Below are 18,983 nucleotides of genomic sequence, written 5' to 3'. Positions count from 1 at the left end.
TCAACTTTAAAATACCTCTAATGTAGAATACTCTTTAGAGGTATTTATTTAGACTTCTTCTTTAATTCTTCTATCTCTTTTTCCAATTGATTTACCCTTAAAGTTAATTTTTTTATCTTATCACAATTATCTTTTTTGCTTCTTTTATGGCTTCTCCCCTCTTTTTCAAATTTCACATCATCATTTGAGCAAAATGGATTAGCCACATTTTTATACACTGGATTATAATATCTTCCTGGACCACATTCTTGATACTGTTGTTGTGAATTAAATGTTTGAATTACTTGTCCTACTAATTGTAACCAGTTTCCATAAGCATTTAATAAACTAGAAGGTAATTTACTAGATATTGCATTTGCTATCAATTCTCCAATAACTAACATTAACATCGGATCTAAATCTTGAAATCCATACGGCATATCTAAGTTTAAATTTTGACAATCATTTGTACTTGCTCCAGCAGTCGGATCAATTTTGCACTCTACTTCTTCATCTTTTTCTTTACATTTATCATCAGAATTATCCTTTTTACATCTTTTATAGCCAAGATGCTTTAATATCTCATCTAAATCATAAAAACTATTATTATCCATATCTCACCTATATCTAAATTATAAAAAACTATTACAATCTATATTTTATCTATCCATATAGGGATCTAATATTATATTAATCTAGAAGTAATTTTCACTGTTAGTCTATTTACTATTTTCTATCTTTTCTATTCTTTTTTCTAATTCATACATTTTAGTTAGCATTCTACTAAATTCACATTCTAAATTTTCTAATTTAAAACATATATCATTTACATTATTGCATTTTTTCATTGAACCTTTATCTTGATTTAAATTATCTTTTTTTAAATTTTCATCTTTAGTTAAATCACTAATGTTATTTACATTCTCTTCTTTCTTCGTATCAAAATCGCAAAAAGGATTTTCAATATTTTTATATGCACAATTAAAATACCTTCCTGGTCCTATCTCATAATAATGTTGCTGTGTACCACAAGTTTCTATTATTTGACCAACAAGAATAATAAGATTAGATATAGTATTAGCAACATTATAAGGTAACTGTCCAGAAATAACATTTCCTATAACTTCTCCTAAAGTTATAAATAATATTGGATTTATATCTTGAAACCCTCCTGGTATATCTAAATTCAACTTAGCATACCAATTTGTACTTGCCCCTGCAGTTGGATCTATTTTAGACTTACAATTGCTTGTATCGCTTTCATTACTTGATTCATTGGAGTAAATTGATTCATCATCTTCATCTTCTTCAGTGATTTTTTCATACCCTAAATACTTTAAAAGTTCTTCTATTCCACTAAAATTATTCAAGTCCATATTTTACCTTATAATTATTGGTTTTAATATTATATTATACAAAATTTAAATATCTGATACATGGTATGTTTTATACTACCCATAAAGTCTTATTTCATATATAGTTAACAAAAACTTTGTACTATTTAATTCCAAAGTAATAACTTTATCTAGTAAATTTACATATAATATTTATATCAAGTTATTTATATTTTAAGATGGTGATTAAATGATTGAAATTATTACACCTAGTTATAAAAATTATGCCGAGAGTAGAAAAGAATGGAATAGAGCGATTGAAAGGAATTAAATAATCTATATTTTAACAGAATGGCAATATGCGAATAAGTAAAAACTAATCAGAACTGCCCATAAAATTGGTGGTTTGTTCTTGTACCTTAAAGCTTTGTTACTGATCGTGCTACTCACACATTGAATGGTTTGACAACCGTAGACTTTTACCAGCTATACCTAAAATGTGCTTATTTTTTGTTCTTGTTTACTGGCTCACCCGTAAAAGGGTGGATATGTTCTTTCAAATATCCCATGAATTGTGAAACACTTAATTTGAGTGGTATACTTACAAACATATATGTAATATTTACATGCATTTACTTTTATGATTTTAACTCTTTTGTGTTCACATAACTTTCTAAGTATTATTTCAATATCTGCTACTTTTATCTTTCAAAAAAAATATTACTGGAAAATAAAATTTCCAGTAATATTTAATAACAAATGTGTAAGCTATGCAAAACCATCTTGGGATCATTCTATTTTCTGCAAAATATTAAAAATTTATTCTATAATTAAGCATTTTATTATAAAACTATCCTATCTACTATATAACCATCATAGCTATAAACATTTAATGTATTCATTCCAATATACTTTACAACCTCATTACCATTCCAAGTATATAAACATGGTTCATTATTAATTACTCTTAAATTAGCAGGATTTCCTGCCTCATAACATATATCTCCTGACTTGCAGTAAGCCATTCCATTTTTTAATATATCTCTTCTTAAATATTTAGCTGTTTCAGTCCATTCCCCATTCATATTTAGATAGTATCCATCATACATCCAAGCATTTTGATCTAAATATCCGCTATATTCAAAAAAATACCACTTGTAATTTATATATCTCCACTCATTTTGAGGATAAGAATTACCTTCTGTATACCACCAACCTGTTGAATCCTGTTTCCATGCAGCATTAGCTTGTACTGGATTTAAGATTACTATTGAGAAAAGTATAAGTAAAGCTGAAAGTAATTTTTTAATTTTTTTCATTATAATTCCTCCCATTCAATAATTAGTATATTATATCCGTAAATAATTTTACTATTAATGGTATGCTAAAGCAAATGATATATAGAATCTAAAGTTCATTTTGGGGTATTAAAATCAGCCTTTTTGTAAGTTAGACAATAGAAAAACTATTCTTTTAAACTTGATGTTCCTCTTTGACTGCTACCACTTATAATTTTATTTGTTTATCTATATCAACATCAAATTTACTTTGCTGTATATTATCTAACATTTGAATAAGTTCATCATATGTAGTCTATTTTTAACATCTATACTAACACATTTAGCAATTATTAAATTTATCTACATTATTTCAGTACTTTCACCACAGCTATCAACTAAGTTATACTCTTTGGGATACCATAAAGTATATGGAAAAATGTTATTTTTAATTCCAAATATTGATTTTATAGCAACGAAAAAGAAGATGTTCCCTTCTCTTAGGTTCATCTTCTCAAATTACTACATACTATTTATTAACTTCACTTCACTTTAATATCTTAATACTTTAACTTTACTTTAGTTTTTATCACATTTAAAGATACTATATAACATTCTATATACACTAAAAGACACTTAAAAACATTTTTATTTCAAATAAAAAGAAGAGGTCTTATCTTAGTCTTTTATATAATCTTTATATTCGCATACATTAATGAATTCACATTTATCCGTTTTACATCTTATAGAACTTGTACCATCACTATTAACAAATGCAAATGGTAGAATTACATTTATTTGAACGCCAAATTTTCTTATATTTACATCGTGGCCTTTTTTGCATTGTTTTATCATTATTTTCCTCCTTCGTTTATATATATAAATATTATAACATATTTCCATGGTATATGTCGATAAATTTCGACATTTCATTGCTTTGTATCCTTTAAAACAATATTTTTTAACAATTCCACATAAGTCTTATTATTAGTTTCTCAGGAATGTATTCCATATAATTCCATTGCATCATTATTAACTATAGTAAAATTACCTAGTTCATCTTAATAATAGAGAAAATAGATTTAGATTTATAAAAAGTATAAAAAAGAAGGTTATTATACCTATTTAGATGCTTCTTAGATTATTCGCTAAATATAGAAAATTATAAGTATAACTATTATTTAGATACTAATAATATAAAAAAGGAGATGATCTAGAGTTGTCAAAAAATAAAAAAGAAAATTTGATTCAAAAGTCAGATGATATGTCACAAGTTAAAGTCAAGTCATATGAAGAGAGACTAGATAATACAAACAATGTTGTATCTAGAGGTAAGGATATTACATTTAATAAACTTTAAAATTATAAATAACTATTCATTTAATAAAAAAATGCAAATCTACTTTAATTTTCTCATACAAAATTAGAACAGATTTCATTACTTATAAGAGAATAAAAGAATCTGATAAAAATAACCTCCTATTAGTTAGATTGTTACATCCAGCTAATAAGAGGTCTTAGTATTGCATAATTTCAGAGTATTAATTGCTATGAAAAACTATTAATCGTTATTATTATATAGATGGAAATCATTTTCCACGATCTTTTATCTAGCAATTTATCTAATTTATAATCCTTTTAGCTAACCTTATTTTTAAGTCTTAATTTATCAGCAATAATTGCGATAAATTCACTATTTGTTGGCTTGCCTTTATCATTATGGATTGTGTATCCAAATAGCTTGTTTATAGCTTCTATTTGGCCTCTGCCCCACGCTACTTCTATAGCATGTCTTATAGCTCTTTCTACTCTTGAAGCTGTTGTGTTGTACTTCTTAGCTATTGATGGATATAATTCTTTTGTTACAGCTGATAATAATTCTATATCATTAACAACCATAGTTATTGCTTCTCTTAAATACATATATCCTTTTATATGAGCTGGTACACCAATTTCGTGTATAATATTTGTTATTTCTGTTTCTAAATCTAAAGTCCCTTTATTTTCTTGACATTCACTAGTATAAGAAATCATAGGTTGTGATGATGTTCTTCTTATACTTTGATTGTCCGTTTCATTATTAAACATTTCTCTTATTCTCTTTGTGAATACTTCCATATCAAATGGCTTAACAGTATAATAATCTGCTCCTAATGTTATGGCTTGTTGTGTAATTTTATCTTGACCTACTGCAGATAATATTATAATTTTAGGCATTTTTTCTAAATTCATAGTATTTAATCTTTCTAAAACACCTAAACCATCTAAATGTGGCATTATTATATCTAGAATTAATAAATCTGGTTTCTTTTCAACTATTAAGTCTAAAGCTTCTCTACCGTCTTTTGCTATTCCAGTTACTACTATATTTCTTTGATTTAATAAATAATCGTTTAAAATACTGCAAAATTCCTTATTATCATCAGCAATAAGTACAGATATCTTTTTATCTTCCATGCTTTTTTCCTCTCCTTCATAAACCTAATTATGTTACTATTTGAATCACAATCTCTATAACATCATAAACTACTCTTAATAGCTAAACTTATTACATTGAAATAATTCTATATTCTTTAACAAAAATCCTCTTTTTACCTTTATTACGTTATAGCGATATGTATATTTATTACTTTATATTAAAAAATAACAATTAACAACTAAATTATAACACTAATTAATCAAATATAACAATAATTGTTATATTTAATTTATATTCCACTATTTGTAAATTATAACCTTATTTTTAATATAAGTAAATAGTTTTGTAGAAAATAGTTTGTAAAACTCATTATTTTTTTATTATAAAAGCACTAATTATAAAAATTAGTGCTTTTATATTGTATACTATTTTATTATTTCCGCATCTTTTAACATCCACTCTATATATATTCCATATCCTGTATCTGGCTTGTTTATTAGCACATGAGTTACTGCTCCTATGATTTTATTATTTTGAATAATTGGACTTCCGCTCATACCTTGAACTATACCTCCTGTTTTTTCTAATAATTTAGGATCTGTAACTTTTATCACCATACTTTTAGGTCCTGGAATATTTTGTTCCAAAAGTTTTACTATTTCTATTTCATATTCTTTAGGTCCAGATTCGTCAATAGTAGTTATTATACTGGCTTTTCCTTCACATATCTCATTTCTAAATCCAACCTTCATAGGTTTTACATTGCTTTTTAGAATATTCATATTTTCAACGGTTCCAAAAATACCACTTTCAGTATTCGTTTTTATTTTACCACTTACATTGTTTTCATTTATAAATACACCTTTAAGTTCTCCTGGAGATCCTTTTTCACCTTTTCTTAAACTTATTATTGATGATTCTAATAAATCACCTTTTTTAATTAAAAATGCTTCATTTGTATCACAATCAGTAATAGGATGACCTAATGCACCAAATTTTTTTGTTTCACTATCCATAAAAGTCATTGTCCCTACACCTGCTGTAGAATCTCTAATCCATAACCCTAATTTATAATCTGAGTTTTCTTCTTTTTTTAATTCTACTTCTCTACTGAGCTTTTCATTATGTCTTAATAAGTCAACTTTTATTTTACACTCTTTGCAATCTTTAATTATACTTACTAAGTCTTTACAATTTTCAACATCTTCACCATTGATCTTTAATATTATATCTCCTAATTGAACTCCTCCTAATTTACCTGGGCTTTCTTCTGTTACATTATTAATTACTATATCAGAATATCCTACAACTAAAACGCCTTGTGTAGATACTCTAACACCTACGCTGTTGCCACCCGGATAAATTTCTAGATTTTTTACTTTTTGAACCTCTAACGACTTTACTGGTATTAATCCTAATAACTTAACCTCGTATTTATTCCCGTAATCTTCAACCTTATTTATTGTACTTCCTATGGGAATCATCGAAGATACTGGTATATCTTTATTTGTATATATTGTATTTGGAATACCTTTTAAATATATACTAGTTATTAAAACCAGAATCAAGATTGGAGCTGTAATTAAACTAATAGTTTTTAATATTTTCTTCTTCATAATTTCCCTCCTCCTTTGCTTCTGATTTTAATTTCCCCATGAGACAAGCCTCTTATGCTGTATTAACATTGTTATAAAAGTCAAAAATTTTTAGTTCATACTAAATTTTTTATAAATATATTTTTATTGTTAGTTGAAAAAATATAAAATACATTCTTAAAATCATTGATTTTTCTAATTTTTTGACTTTTAGAACTCGCTTGAAAGAAATTTGGAACAATATAAAAAAAAATAAAACCACGCATTACATGATTTTATTTTTACCAAAATATATTACTATATGTATTAATTTTTAAATTTCTAATTTTTTTAACTCGGCAATTTTTATCATTTCTTTCACATTATTTAGTGTTGCTTCTGTAACTTCATCGCCACCAAGCATTCTACCAATTTGATACTCTTTTTCTTCTTTAGTTAACACTCTTATATTAGTAAATGTCTTATTTTCTTTTACCATTTTTGATACAAAGTAATGATAGTCTGATAAAATTGCTATTTGCGGAAGATGTGTTATACATAGAACTTGGTGATTTTTAGATACTTGATACATTTTTTCACCAACTCTTTTTGCCACAACACCACTAATACCAGTATCTATTTCATCAAAAATTAAAGTTGCTATTTCATCTTTATCTGCAAAAACGCATTTTAATGCAAGCATTATTCTTGAAAGTTCTCCACCAGATAATATTTTTTCTAATGGCATAAGTGGTTCTCCAGGATTTGTAGAAATCATAAAGCATACATCATCAAAGCCTCTAGAATTAAATTTTGATTCTCTTACTATACTTATTTCCATAGTTGATTTTTCAAGCCCTACAAAGCTAAGTTCATTTAAAATCTTTTCTTTTAATTCAGTGCTTTTATTGACTCTTAATTCATGAAGTTTTAGTGATACTTCTTCCATTTCTTTTATAATTTCTTGCTTTTTTAAATTCAATTCTTCAATAATTTTCTCAGAATTTATAAGATCATTATATTGTACTTTTATTTTCTCATAGTACTCTAAAACTTCCGTTATAGTAGCACCATATTTTTTCTTATATTGATTAATTTCATATATCCTTGCATTTATTTTTTCTAAAGCATCATCATCATATACAACTTCTTCTGCTATATTTCTTATATCTCTAGACACTTCTTCTATTGTATAAAAAGCCTCTTCTATTAGCTGCCTATTTTTTTTAGCTTTTTCAAAATTATTTTCAATATTCGATAATTCTTGAATAACCTTTGATATTGAATTTATAACACTATTTTCTCCATCAACACCATTTAATAAAGCATATGATAAATTTAAACTAGTGCTTATTTTTTCAGCATTTGATAATAAATTAAATTCTTCTTTTAAATTTTCTTCTTCTTTTTCTTTTAATTTCCCTTTTTCTATATCCTCAATTTGAAATTTAAGATAGTCTAAAAGTTTATCTCTATCATCATTCCCACATATTTGTTGAATTTTGTTTTCGATTTGTAATAAACTATCCTTTAAAGAAGTGAATTCTTCTAAATGATTAAGAATTTCTTTTCCTATAAATTCATCTAAATATAGTATATGACTATTTCTTTGAAGAAGAGTTTGATTTTGATGTTGACCATGTATATCTAATAATCTCTCTCTTATTTTTTTTAATTGAGATGCTAAAAAAGTTTTTCCATTAACTTTAATTAAACTTCTTCCACTTTGATGAGTTTCTCTAGAGACAATTAGCATATCATCGTCACTTTCAATATCCAATTCAATTAATACATTTTTTAACAAGCTATTTTCAATAGTAAATATAGCTTCAACATAAGTTTTATTTTCTCCAGTTCTTATTAAACTTTTTGAAAATTTTCCACCTAATACATAATCTATTGCATCAATTAAAATTGATTTACCAGCTCCTGTTTCACCTGAAAGAATATTAAATCCTTCATTGAAATTCATAGTTATTTCTTGTATCAATGCAAAATTTTTAATGTTCAATTGAATTAACATATGTACCCATCCTTATATTTATAGTGATATTCTTTTTCTTATTTTAGCTACTAATTCTTCTGCTTTTTCTAAGCTTCTAAGAAGTATAAATATTGTATTATCTCCTGCTACTGTTCCTGCTACATCAGTTCCTTCTAAATTGTCTATAGCCTCTGCCGCTGCTGATCCTGAACCACTTATTGTTTTTATTACTACCATCTTATCTACATTTTCTGCACTTATAACTGTGTTAGATAAGATATTACTTAATCTATCTATTATATTTTTTTCTTCACCTGAAGATACAACATATTTATAATTTCCAGAAGCACCTTGTATTTTAATAAGTTTTAAATTTTTGATATCCCTTGAAACAGTTGCTTGTGTTACATCAAAACCTTGTAATTTTAATTCTTCTGCTAAGTCTTCCTGAGTTTCTATTTCTTTAGATGATATAATTTCTAATATCTTAGTATGTCTTTTTGATTTCAAATTTCTTCACCATCGCATTCCTTAGAATTATTTAATACCTTATTTCTTATTACTTTAAAATAATCATAATCATTAAATAACAGTAATTTTAATGACTTTGGATTCTTTTTTACAGTTATAACAGAATTATCTTTCATTTCTATTGCTCTTTGTCCATCTATTGTCAAGTATATTTGATCTCCACCATTTTGCGCTATTATCTTTATAGTGCTATCCCCTTTTAGTACAATTGGATGCATACTCTTTGTATGATCACATATAGGCACTATACTAATAACTTCTAAGTCTGGATATATAAATGGTCCTCCTGCTGAAAAAGAATATGCTGTTGACCCCGTAGGCGTTGAAACAATAAGTCCATCACCTTTAAATATAGCATATAATTTTTCATCAACAAATATCTTAAATTTTACCATTCTTGATAATGTTCCTCTTGCTACTGCAACTTCATTTAAGGCCTTGATATTCTTTATTGACTTATTTATGTCAACTTCACAGTTTAACATCATTCTCTTGTGTACTTTACAATCTTTAGTCATTAATTTTTTTAATGCTAATTCTAAATCGGATATTTCTATACTAGATAAAACTCCTAAATTGCCTATATTTATTCCTAATATAGGTGCCTTAAAATCATCCCCTAATTCCCTTGCTACTCCAAGAAGAGTTCCATCTCCGCCTAAAACAATAAGCAAATCCAATGAGCTTAAATTTAAATTTTTTATATCAAAACTATTGTATACTTCAATATCAGTAATATGGCAAATATTTTTAATTTTTTCTTTTACCATATTTAAAATTGTATTTTTATGGTCTTTTGACGGATTTATCGCAATACCTATATTCTTCATAACCCCTCCGAAAATCTCTAAAGTTCTTTATGAGATTCCTCTATAACCCTTTCTACATCATCAAGTTCAAAATTACTTTCTTTTTCAGTGTCTTTTGTAAAATAAACTAAGTATTCTCTATTTCCCTCTGGACCTTTTATTGGAGAATATCCTACCCCTAGGATATTTAAATTTTCATTTTTAAGGAATTCAATTATTCCATACACTACTTCTTTATGTGTGCTGATTTCTCTAACAACACCTTTTTTACCAACTTTTTCACGACCTGCTTCAAATTGTGGCTTTATTAATGCCACTACTTCACCAGTATCTTTTAAAAGTCCTAACGTTGCTGGCATTATCTTTTTTAAAGATATAAAAGATACATCTATTGATGCAAAATCTAAAGGTTCACCAATATCTTCCAATGTAACGTATCTGATATTAGTTCTTTCCATGCATACTACTCTTTCATCAGTTCTTAATTTCCATGCAAACTGACCATATCCTACATCTACTGAATATACTTTTTTCGCTCCATTTTGAAGCATACAGTCAGTAAATCCCCCAGTAGATGCCCCTATATCCATACATACTTTATTTTCTAAAGATATATCGTATGACTTCATAGCTTTCTCTAATTTAAGTCCGCCTCTACTTACATATTTAAGTTTTGCGCCTTTATATTCAATGTTAGCAATTACGCTTACTTTTTCTCCTGCTTTATCAACTCTTTGACCATCAACAAATACTTTACCTTCCATAATACAAGCCTTAGCTCTATCCCTAGAAGTAATTATACCCTTTTCTACTAAAAGTATATCAAGTCTTTCCTTTTTTTCTGCCATATATTATATTCTCCTTTTAATTATAAAGTTTAAGGATTGTATTACTTATACTTACAGGATCTAATCCATATGTTTTATAAAGTATTTCTACATTTCCTTGTGGGATAAATTCATCATTATATCCTAATAATTTCATGTTTCCCTTATAATCTATACAATTTAAATGTTCTAGAATAGCTATTCCTAAGCCTCCGCATATAATATTATCTTCGATAGTCAAAATATCATATCCATCTTCTTTTAAATTTTCTAATAAACACTTATCTATTGGTTTTATAAATGTTGCATTTACTATCTTAGGATCTATTCCTTTTTCTTTTAGTATTTCTTTTGCTAAAAGTGCATGTTGAAGCATCCTTCCGCTAGCAATAATACATATTTTCTTTCCTTCACTTACAATTTCCCATTTTCCATAACTTATCTCTTGTAAAGCATCTAAATTACAGACAATATCTTTACCTCTTGGGTATCTTATTGCTACAGGCGAGTTCTTTTTTGCTGCCCATTTTAACATACTTGGAACCTCTTCAGTACATTTAGGAGCTAATATTGTCATATTAGGCATCATTGACAAATAGCCTACATCCATAATTCCTTGATGAGTTTCACCATCGTCTCCTACTATTCCTGCTCTATCTATAGCAAATATTACAGGTAAGTTTTGAATACACACATCATGTATTACCTGATCAAATCCTCTTTGTAAAAAAGTAGAATATACTGCAAATACAGGTTTTAAACCATTAGCTGCCATCCCTGCTGCTAAAGTCACTGCATGTTGTTCTGCTATTCCAACATCAAAAAATCTTTCTGGATAAATAGTAGCAAAATCTTTTAGTCCAGTTCCATCTGGCATAGCTGCTGTTATAGCAACTATTTCTTTTTCTTCTTTTGCCATGTCCATTAATGCATTACCAAAAGCTTTAGAATATGTGTCCTTACAAGCTTTACTTGGTTCTTCCTTTTTATCATTACTAGGTGGAATCCCATGATACTTAGATGGACTTTTTTCTGCTAATGAATATCCTCTACCTTTTTGAGTTACTGTGTGTATTATAACAGGGCCTTCTATGTCTTTAACCTTGCTAAATACTTCATTCATTGCTTTTATATCATGCCCATCAATAGGACCTATATATTTTACTCCCATATTTTCAAAAAACATTGAAGGTACAACTAGTTGCTTTATACTATCCTTTACTTTTGACATTTTAGAAATAATATCTTTTCCTAAATCAGATGAACCAAGAGATGTATTTATATTAGTTTTTAATTTATTATATGTTTCGCCCATTCTTAATTTATTTAAATATCTAGAAAGTCCACCAACATTAAGTGAAATAGACATTTGATTATCGTTTAAAATTATCACCATTTTAGTTTTTCTAAAACCAACATCATTTAAAGCTTCCAATGCCATTCCACCTGTTAAGGCTCCATCTCCAATTACAGAAACTACAGTGTACTTTTCTTTCTTTAAATCTCTAGCTCTTGCCATTCCAAGTCCAGCTGATATTGAAGTACTACTATGACCTGTGTCAAAATAATCATACTTGCTTTCATTTCTCTTTGGAAATCCACTTAAACCATCAAATTGTCTAAGATTTTTAAATCCATCTTTTCTACCAGTTAAAATCTTATACACATAACTTTGATGTCCTACATCCCATACTATTTTGTCTTTTTCAAAATCAAAAGATTTCATAAGACTCAAAGTAAGTTCTACAACACCTAAATTAGATGATAAGTGTCCTCCTGTTTTTGAAACACTTTCTATTAAAAATTGTCTTATTTCCTTACTTAATCTCTCAGTATCACTATCACTCAAATTATTTAAATCTTTTGGGAAATTTAAACTATCTAATAATGACTTCATAATAACCATTCCCTTTTTTAATTTAGTCTATTTAAAAGATTATGCGTTAATTCTTTTAATGGACTAGCATCTACACTTAAATTGTCTAAAATTTTTATACATTCATCAGTTAACATTTTGCAAAGTTCTTCACATTTTTCTAATCCATAAACAGTTATAAAGTTAGTTTTATTTAGTTCTTTATCTCTGTGAGTTGCTTTGCCTAATGTTTCCTCAGTTCCTATTACATCTAATATATCATCTTTTATTTGAAAAGCTAAGCCTAATTTTTTACCATACTCATTTAAAGATTCTATATCACCACTTGGAACTCTTGCTAAAATACCACCAGCTACTATTGATACTCTTATAAGTTCTCCAGTCTTTTTTTCGTGCATATATTCTAATTCTTCTCTTGGTATTTCGCTTCCTTCACTTAATACATCAACAACTTGACCGCCTATCATTCCTTCTGGACCTGCTGCTTTTGAAATTTCATAAGAAGCTTTTAAAGCACTTTCTCCTAATTCTAATGAACTTTTCATAAGTAAAGTCATAGCTTCATTTAATAGTGCATCACCTGCTAAAACTGCAATATTTTCGCCGAAAACCTTATGATTTGTTGGCTTACCTCTTCTTAAATCATCATCATCCATGCATGGAAGATCGTCATGTATTAAAGAATAAGTATGTATCATTTCAATTGCAGCTGCCATTGGCATTATTTTTTCTATATCATCTTTATATAAAGAATAAGTTAATATAAGTAATGTTGGACGTATTCTTTTTCCACCTATATTTACACTATATCCTGCTGATTCATAAACAGCTTTATTATAAGAATTTCTATTTGTAAAACAATTTTTTAAATACTCATCTATTACATTTTTTAAATTATCTATCTCCATTTTGACTTTCAAACTCCACTTCTTTTTCTTCCTTAATTACAGATATTTTTCCTTCATATGAATTTAAAGTTTTATAAAGTTTATTTACTAATTTTACTCCATCTTCATAAGATTTCATACCCTCTTCAAGGTTTAAATTGTCATCTTCTAAAGTACTTAAAATATCTTGAAGTTTACCAAGCATATCTTCATAGCTTTCTTTCTTTGCCATATAATACTCTCCTTACTTAATAGGTGTAAAATTTCCTTTAATCTTTCCATCACTTAAAGAAATACTTATTTCTTTTTCTTCATTTAATTGTGATATTTCTTTAATGATATTATTATTTTCATCCTCTATTATAGCATATCCTTTATTAAGTACCTTTATAGGATTATTGGCGCTTAATAAATTATTTAATGATTCTATCTTTTGCTTTTCTCTTTTTATTTTTATATCTATTGCAAAATATAATCTATCTTTTAATTTATCAACTTCCAAATATGAGTTTACTATTTTTGACATTGGAGAATGTAATTTTAAAATTCTCTCATTTGACTCTAATCTACTTTTGCAATCTTTTAATTTCTTTTGTATTTCATCATCTAATGATTTTGATATTTCATAAATTTTTGCATTTATATCACTTAATAACGGAACTGCTATTTCAGCTGCTTGTGATGGTGTTGCTGCTCTTATATCAGAAACAAAATCTGAAATTGTAAAATCAACTTCATGACCTACGGCTGAAATAATAGGAAGCTTAGAATTAAATATAATTTTTGCAAGTTCTTCTTCGTTAAAGTTCCATAATTCTTCTATAGAACCTCCGCCTCTTCCAATTATTATTAGGTCTACATCTTTCTTATTATTAAAATATTTGATTCCTTCAATTATTTCTTTATATGCATCATCACCTTGAACCTTAGCTGGATATAAAATTATGTCTACTAATGAGTTTCTTCTTTTAGTTACATTTATTATATCTCTTATTACTGCACCTGTTGATGAAGTTACAACACCTATTCTTTTAGAGTACATAGGAATATTCTTTTTATATCTTTCATCAAAATATCCTGACTTTGATAATTTTTCTTTAAGAGCTTCAAATTTTATAAATAATTCTCCCTGCCCTTCTTTCTTTATCTCATCACAATAAAGTTGAAAACTTCCTGTAGCAGTATAAATAGATGCTCTTCCCTTTACCATAACTTCCATACCATCTTCTAAGGCAATATTTAAAAGACTTGCTTTGCTTTTAAACATAACGCAATTTACTTTACTATTATTATCTTTTAAAGAAAAATAAATATGCCCACTGCTATGGAACTTTAAATTAGAAATCTCCCCTTTTACAGAGAGATTATTTAAAATAAAGTCATTATCAATTACTTTTTTTATATAGTTTGTTAGATCTGAAACAGTTAAAGTTTTAATCTTCATATTCCTTTAAAGCCTCACATGAATTTTTTATTAAAAGAGTAGTAGTTAAAGCTCCAACTCCACCTGGTACTGGTGTTACAAAAGAAGCTTTATCTATTACCTTATCAAAATTAACATCGCCTGTTATTTTACCTTCAAAAGATGAAGTACCTACGTCAATAACTATTGCATTTTCTTTTATGTATTCTTCATCTATAAACTTAGGTTTACCAATTGCTACAACTAATATGTCTGCTTTACTACATACTTCTTTTAAATTTTTTGTTTTAGAATGACATATAGTAACTGTTGCATTTTCATTTAATAAAAGTTGTGCTACTGGCTTTCCTACTATATTACTTCTTCCAAGAACAACTACTTCTTTACCAGTTATATCAATATTAAGACTCTTAATTAAAGTTACAACTGAATTAGGTGTACATGGTAAAAACCCTTTTTCCCCCATATACAATTTACCTTGACTTTCAAATGTAAGACAATCTATATCCTTTTTAATAGATATCTCTTTTATTATCTTTTTTTCGTTTAAATGCTTAGGTAATGGTAATTGAAGCATTATACCTTGTACATTAATATCTTCATTTAACTTATGAATTTCCTTTATAACATCTTCATCAGTAACATTTTCTTCTAATATAATCTTTAAAAAATCTACACCTAAAGAATTAGCCACCTTTTCTTGACTTGACATATAATAAATTGATCCCCCGTCATTTCCAACTAATATAGATGCAATCTTTGGAATCCTAAGTTTATTATTTTTTCTTTCTTCAACAAAGGTTTTTATTTCTTCTTTTATCTTTAATGCTACTTCTTTTCCGTTTATAATTTGCCCCATTTTTATTTTCGCCCCTTATAATTTATTTTTTTAAAATGTTATCTAAAACTCCATTTATAAATGAAACGCTTTTTTCATCTGAATATTTCTTTGTTATTTCTAATGCTTCATTTATTGCAACTTTGCTTGGAATTTCTTTATCATGTAATAATTCATATACAGCTAACCTTAATATACATAAATTAACCTTTGATATTCTATCTATTTTCCAATTACATAAATTCTTTGATATAGATTCATCTATGTTATCTTTATTATTTTCTACCCCTATTAATATTCTCTTTATGTATGTTATATCTAATTCTTTTATGTCACTTTCATAATTGTCTATAAAGTTTTCTAATGTTTCCTCACAATTATCAGTGTTTAATGTCATCCCAAATAATAATTCCATTGCTTTTTCTCTTGATAGTTTTCTATTCATCTGATCCTCCACGTACTTTTAAATTCTTCTTAATTCTTGTCATTTTTGTTGAAATTTATTCTCTAAATAATATCTAGCATGGAAACACCCTCTGAAATTCAGAGGGTGAAATTAGATACTACTTAGATTCACTTTCTTCTTTTTTCGGCATATAAATGTTTTGAACATAAACATTTACAGCCTCTACTACTAATCCTGTCATAGCTTCAACCGTTCTCTTTACATTATCCTGAACTTGTGAAACTACCTCCATTATTTTTACACCATACTCGACGCTTAAATTTATATCTATAGTTGCTTTATCATCAAGCAAAGTAACCTTCGTTGACTTCCCTAATGACTTTTTACCCTTTAAAATGCTTGATAAGTTATTTGAGCCCCCTATTTGGTAATCACTAACGCCGTCAATTTCTTGTGCGGCAATGCCTGCAATAACGCTTACTACTTCGTCTGATATTTTTACGATACCAACGTTATCTTCTTTATTCAAACTTTCCATGCTTTTCACCCTCCTAGGTTTTGTAATAACAAAACATGTTAATCTTACGTTTATTATAACAAATATGATTTAACATTACAATTAAACTTATATTATTTTTCAAAGCTATAATTATGTTATTTTTGAACTTGTATTACTACGTCTTTTATCTTTGATACATTTTGTACTATTTCTTGAATAGCAACACTGTCTTTCTCTTCAAGAGTATTTGCTGACTTTACTATTACACTTGCTTTATTGTCATCTATCATACATAATGCATCTTCATAACCTTTATTTTTTATGTTTATTTCAATTCTGCCTTCATTATCTTTTCTTAAAGTTTTTTCTGTCAACTCCTTTGTTGCTTCATCCTTTCTTTCCTTAGATGTATTTTCATCTGCTACTATTGCTTTTAAAGTTTGAATTGTTGCTGATTCTTGTTGTTCTCTTTCACTTCTAGATTGAAAGAAGTATTCATTTTGACTTAATGTAGCTTTATCATCCTCTGCTTTAGCTACTTCTCCATTTTCCTCAGTTACCCCTACATTTTCTGTTGATAGCACTACACTTAAATCAGTTGGATCATTTAATCCTCCCTTATTTAGCTTTGCTGCTAACACCCCTACACATAATATTAGTGCTAACAAAGTAAAGATTATACCTAATTGTTTCCTTTTCATAATATTTTCCTCCCATCCTTTTTATCTTTTAAATTATATGCTACTTCTTCATCGGATATACATTAACCTTATCTAAAGTTAAGTTATATAATTTTGAAATTGCTTGCTCAATGTTATATTTTGTTTTGCTATTTTCTGCACCTTCTGCAACAACAACAGCGCCTGTTATTTTAGGCTTATATGTTCTTAAAATAAATGGTTCATTTCCACCGTCCTTGCTAGTCATAACAACTGTTGCACCATCATTTTTTTGATTATTAGTTCTCTTGCCGCCTTCAGTATCTGTTTCTTCCGTAGTTGATACTTGAGCATTAGTATCGTATGCTGGAATTTTTTCTTCTCCACTTTCAAATGAAATCATTACGTCAACTTCTCCTACCCCCTCCATCTTTTTTAATATATTTTTCAATTCCACTTTTTGATTTTCTTCATATGTTTTTTGATCACCTGAAATAGTCGTTGAAGTGCTTACTTCATTTTCTTTTGGACTTTCTTTTTTATCTTCTTCATAAGTAATGTCATTACTCTTATTTATATATTTATTCTTTGGTAATAATACATTCATGGTCACAAATATAAATGCTAATACTAAGCAAATAGAAATAAGATTGCTTAATTTTTTTTCACCTAATATTTTCTTTAGATTATTAGAAAACTTTTTTTTATCCATCAACTCATCTCCTATTCCTCTATTTTATATACTTCTATTTTCTCTTTAGGAATATCTAGCTGTTCACTTATAAATGTCACTATTTCTTTATATTGGCTATTTTGATTATCTTCATAAGATTTATCACTTTTATTAATTATCACTTTTTTAATTTTACTTACTGACTTTTCACTTATACCTATTTTAATTTTTTTTATATCAAAAATCATATTATTAAAATTAACTATACATTCAACATCACTTTTAAATTTTTTATTTGGATACTGTGATTTAAGCAAGCTTTCACAATTCTTATTAAAATTTTCCTCAAAAGCTTGTTTTCTTAAATCTCCATCCTTTAATTCACTCTCTTCACTACTTTTAACTTCATTTTTATAATTAGAAAATACTTCTTCATAATTACTTATAGAATCATATATATTGTTTTCTCCATTTGAAATAATTTTTACTATTGGATTTAATATTATGGTTGTTAAAACTAATCCTAATATAAACTTTAAATATTTTTTCATACTATTATTAGGACTTATAAGTTCTATTGCCGTTATAAATATAAGTGCAGTAACTAAAGTTGTTACCAGTTCCTTTAACAAATTCATGTCTTATCCTCCTACTATAAACAGCCCTGAGGATGCAACAAGAGCTATTAAAATAAAAAACATTAAACTTACACTTAAAACACAGGATATAATTAATATCATTGAATCTCCTGCTGCTGCCACTGAATTAGTTATTCTAGGATCACTTATAGGTTCTATTAACGCTGCTGCCAATTTATATATCACTGTCATAAGTACTAATTTTATTATTGGATATAAAAGTATTAATATTATAAAAAAAAAAATAATCAAACGGGGGCCGCCCCCACGGGGTAACGTTTATACCTAACGGGCGCCCCAACGCCGTATCATTGCAAATTTAATCGACTATAAAACTGATAGGGCGACGT

At 27.4% G+C, this 18,983-nt stretch carries 22 protein-coding genes and 2 pseudogenes; 1 reads left to right on the top strand and 23 read right to left on the bottom strand.

What is annotated here, in order from left to right; all coding sequences use genetic code 11:
* Positions 1–44: 44 nt before the first annotated feature.
* From RYM86_RS09400 to RYM86_RS09375, 6 genes and pseudogenes are all read right to left on the bottom strand, one after another.
* Positions 45–593: a hypothetical protein gene (locus RYM86_RS09400; protein WP_315079911.1), complete on the bottom strand. Its 549-nt coding sequence runs from the start codon at positions 591–593 to the stop codon at positions 45–47.
* Positions 594–698: 105 nt separating this feature from the next.
* Positions 699–1,355 (bottom strand): hypothetical protein, encoded by a 657-nt coding sequence (locus RYM86_RS09395; protein WP_315079909.1) that lies wholly within the window; start codon positions 1,353–1,355, stop codon positions 699–701.
* 512 nt (positions 1,356–1,867) lie between these two features.
* Positions 1,868–2,021 (bottom strand): annotated as a pseudogene (locus RYM86_RS09390) (transposase); the annotation flags it as partial.
* Positions 2,022–2,155: 134 nt separating this feature from the next.
* Entirely contained in the window at positions 2,156–2,632 is a 477-nt protein-coding gene (locus RYM86_RS09385) for a hypothetical protein (RefSeq protein WP_315079907.1), read from the bottom strand.
* 321 nt (positions 2,633–2,953) lie between these two features.
* On the bottom strand, positions 2,954–3,100 hold the full coding sequence (locus RYM86_RS09380) for a hypothetical protein (RefSeq protein ID WP_315079905.1): 147 nt from the start codon (positions 3,098–3,100) through the stop codon (positions 2,954–2,956).
* A gap of 168 nt (positions 3,101–3,268) precedes the next feature.
* Positions 3,269–3,445 carry a hypothetical protein gene (locus RYM86_RS09375; RefSeq protein ID WP_315079903.1) on the bottom strand — a complete coding sequence of 59 codons (177 nt, stop codon included), beginning with the start codon at positions 3,443–3,445 and terminating at the stop codon, positions 3,269–3,271.
* A 364-nt stretch (positions 3,446–3,809) separates the two neighbouring features.
* Here RYM86_RS09375 and RYM86_RS09370 point away from each other — a divergent pair, with 364 nt between their 5' ends.
* Positions 3,810–3,950 (top strand): hypothetical protein, encoded by a 141-nt coding sequence (locus RYM86_RS09370; RefSeq protein WP_315079899.1) that lies wholly within the window; start codon positions 3,810–3,812, stop codon positions 3,948–3,950.
* 278 nt (positions 3,951–4,228) lie between these two features.
* Here RYM86_RS09370 and spo0A read toward each other — a convergent pair whose 3' ends face one another.
* The 17 genes and pseudogenes from spo0A to RYM86_RS09285 form a co-directional block, all read right to left on the bottom strand.
* Positions 4,229–5,047 (bottom strand): sporulation transcription factor Spo0A, encoded by an 819-nt coding sequence (spo0A, locus tag RYM86_RS09365; RefSeq protein ID WP_315079896.1) that lies wholly within the window; start codon positions 5,045–5,047, stop codon positions 4,229–4,231.
* A 387-nt stretch (positions 5,048–5,434) separates the two neighbouring features.
* Entirely contained in the window at positions 5,435–6,625 is a 1,191-nt protein-coding gene (gene spoIVB, locus RYM86_RS09360) for a SpoIVB peptidase (RefSeq protein ID WP_315079895.1), read from the bottom strand.
* Between the two features lie 292 nt (positions 6,626–6,917).
* Complete coding sequence (gene recN / locus RYM86_RS09355; RefSeq protein ID WP_315079894.1) at positions 6,918–8,606, bottom strand: DNA repair protein RecN; 1,689 nt, start codon at positions 8,604–8,606, stop codon at positions 6,918–6,920.
* An 18-nt stretch (positions 8,607–8,624) separates the two neighbouring features.
* On the bottom strand, positions 8,625–9,077 hold the full coding sequence (locus RYM86_RS09350; RefSeq protein WP_315079892.1) for an arginine repressor: 453 nt from the start codon (positions 9,075–9,077) through the stop codon (positions 8,625–8,627).
* Complete coding sequence (locus RYM86_RS09345; protein WP_315079891.1) at positions 9,074–9,928, bottom strand: NAD(+)/NADH kinase; 855 nt, start codon at positions 9,926–9,928, stop codon at positions 9,074–9,076. Before RYM86_RS09345 ends, RYM86_RS09350 begins: the two co-directional genes overlap by 4 nt.
* Positions 9,929–9,945: 17 nt before the next feature.
* On the bottom strand, positions 9,946–10,755 hold the full coding sequence (locus RYM86_RS09340) for a TlyA family RNA methyltransferase (RefSeq protein ID WP_315079889.1): 810 nt from the start codon (positions 10,753–10,755) through the stop codon (positions 9,946–9,948).
* A 16-nt stretch (positions 10,756–10,771) separates the two neighbouring features.
* Complete coding sequence (dxs, locus tag RYM86_RS09335) at positions 10,772–12,631, bottom strand: 1-deoxy-D-xylulose-5-phosphate synthase (RefSeq protein ID WP_315079888.1); 1,860 nt, start codon at positions 12,629–12,631, stop codon at positions 10,772–10,774.
* Between the two features lie 17 nt (positions 12,632–12,648).
* Entirely contained in the window at positions 12,649–13,518 is an 870-nt protein-coding gene (locus RYM86_RS09330) for a farnesyl diphosphate synthase (protein WP_315079886.1), read from the bottom strand.
* A complete protein-coding gene (gene xseB, locus RYM86_RS09325; RefSeq protein WP_315079885.1) occupies positions 13,505–13,729 on the bottom strand; it encodes an exodeoxyribonuclease VII small subunit in 225 nt (74 codons plus the stop codon). The genes RYM86_RS09330 and xseB overlap by 14 nt, the downstream gene beginning before the upstream one ends.
* 12 nt (positions 13,730–13,741) lie before the next feature.
* A complete protein-coding gene (gene xseA, locus RYM86_RS09320) occupies positions 13,742–14,941 on the bottom strand; it encodes an exodeoxyribonuclease VII large subunit (RefSeq protein ID WP_315079884.1) in 1,200 nt (399 codons plus the stop codon).
* On the bottom strand, positions 14,931–15,779 hold the full coding sequence (locus tag RYM86_RS09315) for a bifunctional methylenetetrahydrofolate dehydrogenase/methenyltetrahydrofolate cyclohydrolase (protein ID WP_315079881.1): 849 nt from the start codon (positions 15,777–15,779) through the stop codon (positions 14,931–14,933). Before RYM86_RS09315 ends, xseA begins: the two co-directional genes overlap by 11 nt.
* Positions 15,780–15,801: 22 nt before the next feature.
* The gene (nusB, locus tag RYM86_RS09310; RefSeq protein WP_315079879.1) at positions 15,802–16,203 is read right to left on the bottom strand and encodes a transcription antitermination factor NusB; all 402 of its coding nucleotides are present in this window, start codon (positions 16,201–16,203) and stop codon (positions 15,802–15,804) included.
* Between the two features lie 118 nt (positions 16,204–16,321).
* Positions 16,322–16,702, bottom strand: coding sequence for an Asp23/Gls24 family envelope stress response protein (locus RYM86_RS09305; RefSeq protein WP_315079877.1), 381 nt, complete (start codon positions 16,700–16,702; stop codon positions 16,322–16,324).
* Positions 16,703–16,818: 116 nt separating this feature from the next.
* Positions 16,819–17,364, bottom strand: a complete 546-nt coding sequence (locus tag RYM86_RS09300; RefSeq protein WP_315079875.1) for a SpoIIIAH-like family protein — start codon at positions 17,362–17,364, stop codon at positions 16,819–16,821.
* Positions 17,365–17,404: 40 nt separating this feature from the next.
* Positions 17,405–18,034 carry a stage III sporulation protein AG gene (spoIIIAG, locus tag RYM86_RS09295; protein WP_315079874.1) on the bottom strand — a complete coding sequence of 210 codons (630 nt, stop codon included), beginning with the start codon at positions 18,032–18,034 and terminating at the stop codon, positions 17,405–17,407.
* 11 nt (positions 18,035–18,045) lie between these two features.
* Positions 18,046–18,633 carry a stage III sporulation protein AF gene (gene spoIIIAF / locus RYM86_RS09290; protein WP_315079873.1) on the bottom strand — a complete coding sequence of 196 codons (588 nt, stop codon included), beginning with the start codon at positions 18,631–18,633 and terminating at the stop codon, positions 18,046–18,048.
* Positions 18,634–18,636: 3 nt separating this feature from the next.
* Positions 18,637–18,867, bottom strand: a pseudogene (locus RYM86_RS09285) (stage III sporulation protein AE); the annotation flags it as partial.
* Positions 18,868–18,983: the final 116 nt, after the last annotated feature.

Origin of the sequence: uncultured Clostridium sp. (assembly GCF_963527835.1) — a bacterium.
Lineage (GTDB): Bacteria > Bacillota > Clostridia > Clostridiales > Clostridiaceae > Clostridium.
The sequence above is the reverse complement of the archived record's forward strand: the minus strand, read 5'-3'. Positions and strand labels throughout refer to the sequence as shown.

Bases quoted from the DNA above. Each gene is read 5' to 3' on its own strand.
- RYM86_RS09400 (WP_315079911.1), bottom strand. From the start codon at position 593: ATGGATAATAATAGTTTTTATGATTTAGATGAGATATTAAAGCATCTT.
- RYM86_RS09395 (WP_315079909.1), bottom strand. From the start codon at position 1,355: ATGGACTTGAATAATTTTAGTGGAATAGAAGAACTTTTAAAGTATTTA.
- RYM86_RS09385 (WP_315079907.1), bottom strand. From the start codon at position 2,632: ATGAAAAAAATTAAAAAATTACTTTCAGCTTTACTTATACTTTTCTCA.
- RYM86_RS09380 (WP_315079905.1), bottom strand. From the start codon at position 3,100: ATGAACCTAAGAGAAGGGAACATCTTCTTTTTCGTTGCTATAAAATCA.
- RYM86_RS09375 (WP_315079903.1), bottom strand. From the start codon at position 3,445: ATGATAAAACAATGCAAAAAAGGCCACGATGTAAATATAAGAAAATTT.
- spo0A (WP_315079896.1), bottom strand. From the start codon at position 5,047: ATGGAAGATAAAAAGATATCTGTACTTATTGCTGATGATAATAAGGAA.
- spoIVB (WP_315079895.1), bottom strand. From the start codon at position 6,625: ATGAAGAAGAAAATATTAAAAACTATTAGTTTAATTACAGCTCCAATC.
- recN (WP_315079894.1), bottom strand. From the start codon at position 8,606: ATGTTAATTCAATTGAACATTAAAAATTTTGCATTGATACAAGAAATA.
- RYM86_RS09345 (WP_315079891.1), bottom strand. From the start codon at position 9,928: ATGAAGAATATAGGTATTGCGATAAATCCGTCAAAAGACCATAAAAAT.
- RYM86_RS09340 (WP_315079889.1), bottom strand. From the start codon at position 10,755: ATGGCAGAAAAAAAGGAAAGACTTGATATACTTTTAGTAGAAAAGGGT.
- dxs (WP_315079888.1), bottom strand. From the start codon at position 12,631: ATGAAGTCATTATTAGATAGTTTAAATTTCCCAAAAGATTTAAATAAT.
- RYM86_RS09330 (WP_315079886.1), bottom strand. From the start codon at position 13,518: ATGGAGATAGATAATTTAAAAAATGTAATAGATGAGTATTTAAAAAAT.
- xseB (WP_315079885.1), bottom strand. From the start codon at position 13,729: ATGGCAAAGAAAGAAAGCTATGAAGATATGCTTGGTAAACTTCAAGAT.
- xseA (WP_315079884.1), bottom strand. From the start codon at position 14,941: ATGAAGATTAAAACTTTAACTGTTTCAGATCTAACAAACTATATAAAA.
- RYM86_RS09315 (WP_315079881.1), bottom strand. From the start codon at position 15,779: ATGGGGCAAATTATAAACGGAAAAGAAGTAGCATTAAAGATAAAAGAA.
- nusB (WP_315079879.1), bottom strand. From the start codon at position 16,203: ATGAATAGAAAACTATCAAGAGAAAAAGCAATGGAATTATTATTTGGG.
- RYM86_RS09305 (WP_315079877.1), bottom strand. From the start codon at position 16,702: ATGGAAAGTTTGAATAAAGAAGATAACGTTGGTATCGTAAAAATATCA.
- RYM86_RS09300 (WP_315079875.1), bottom strand. From the start codon at position 17,364: ATGAAAAGGAAACAATTAGGTATAATCTTTACTTTGTTAGCACTAATA.
- spoIIIAG (WP_315079874.1), bottom strand. From the start codon at position 18,034: ATGGATAAAAAAAAGTTTTCTAATAATCTAAAGAAAATATTAGGTGAA.
- spoIIIAF (WP_315079873.1), bottom strand. From the start codon at position 18,633: ATGAATTTGTTAAAGGAACTGGTAACAACTTTAGTTACTGCACTTATA.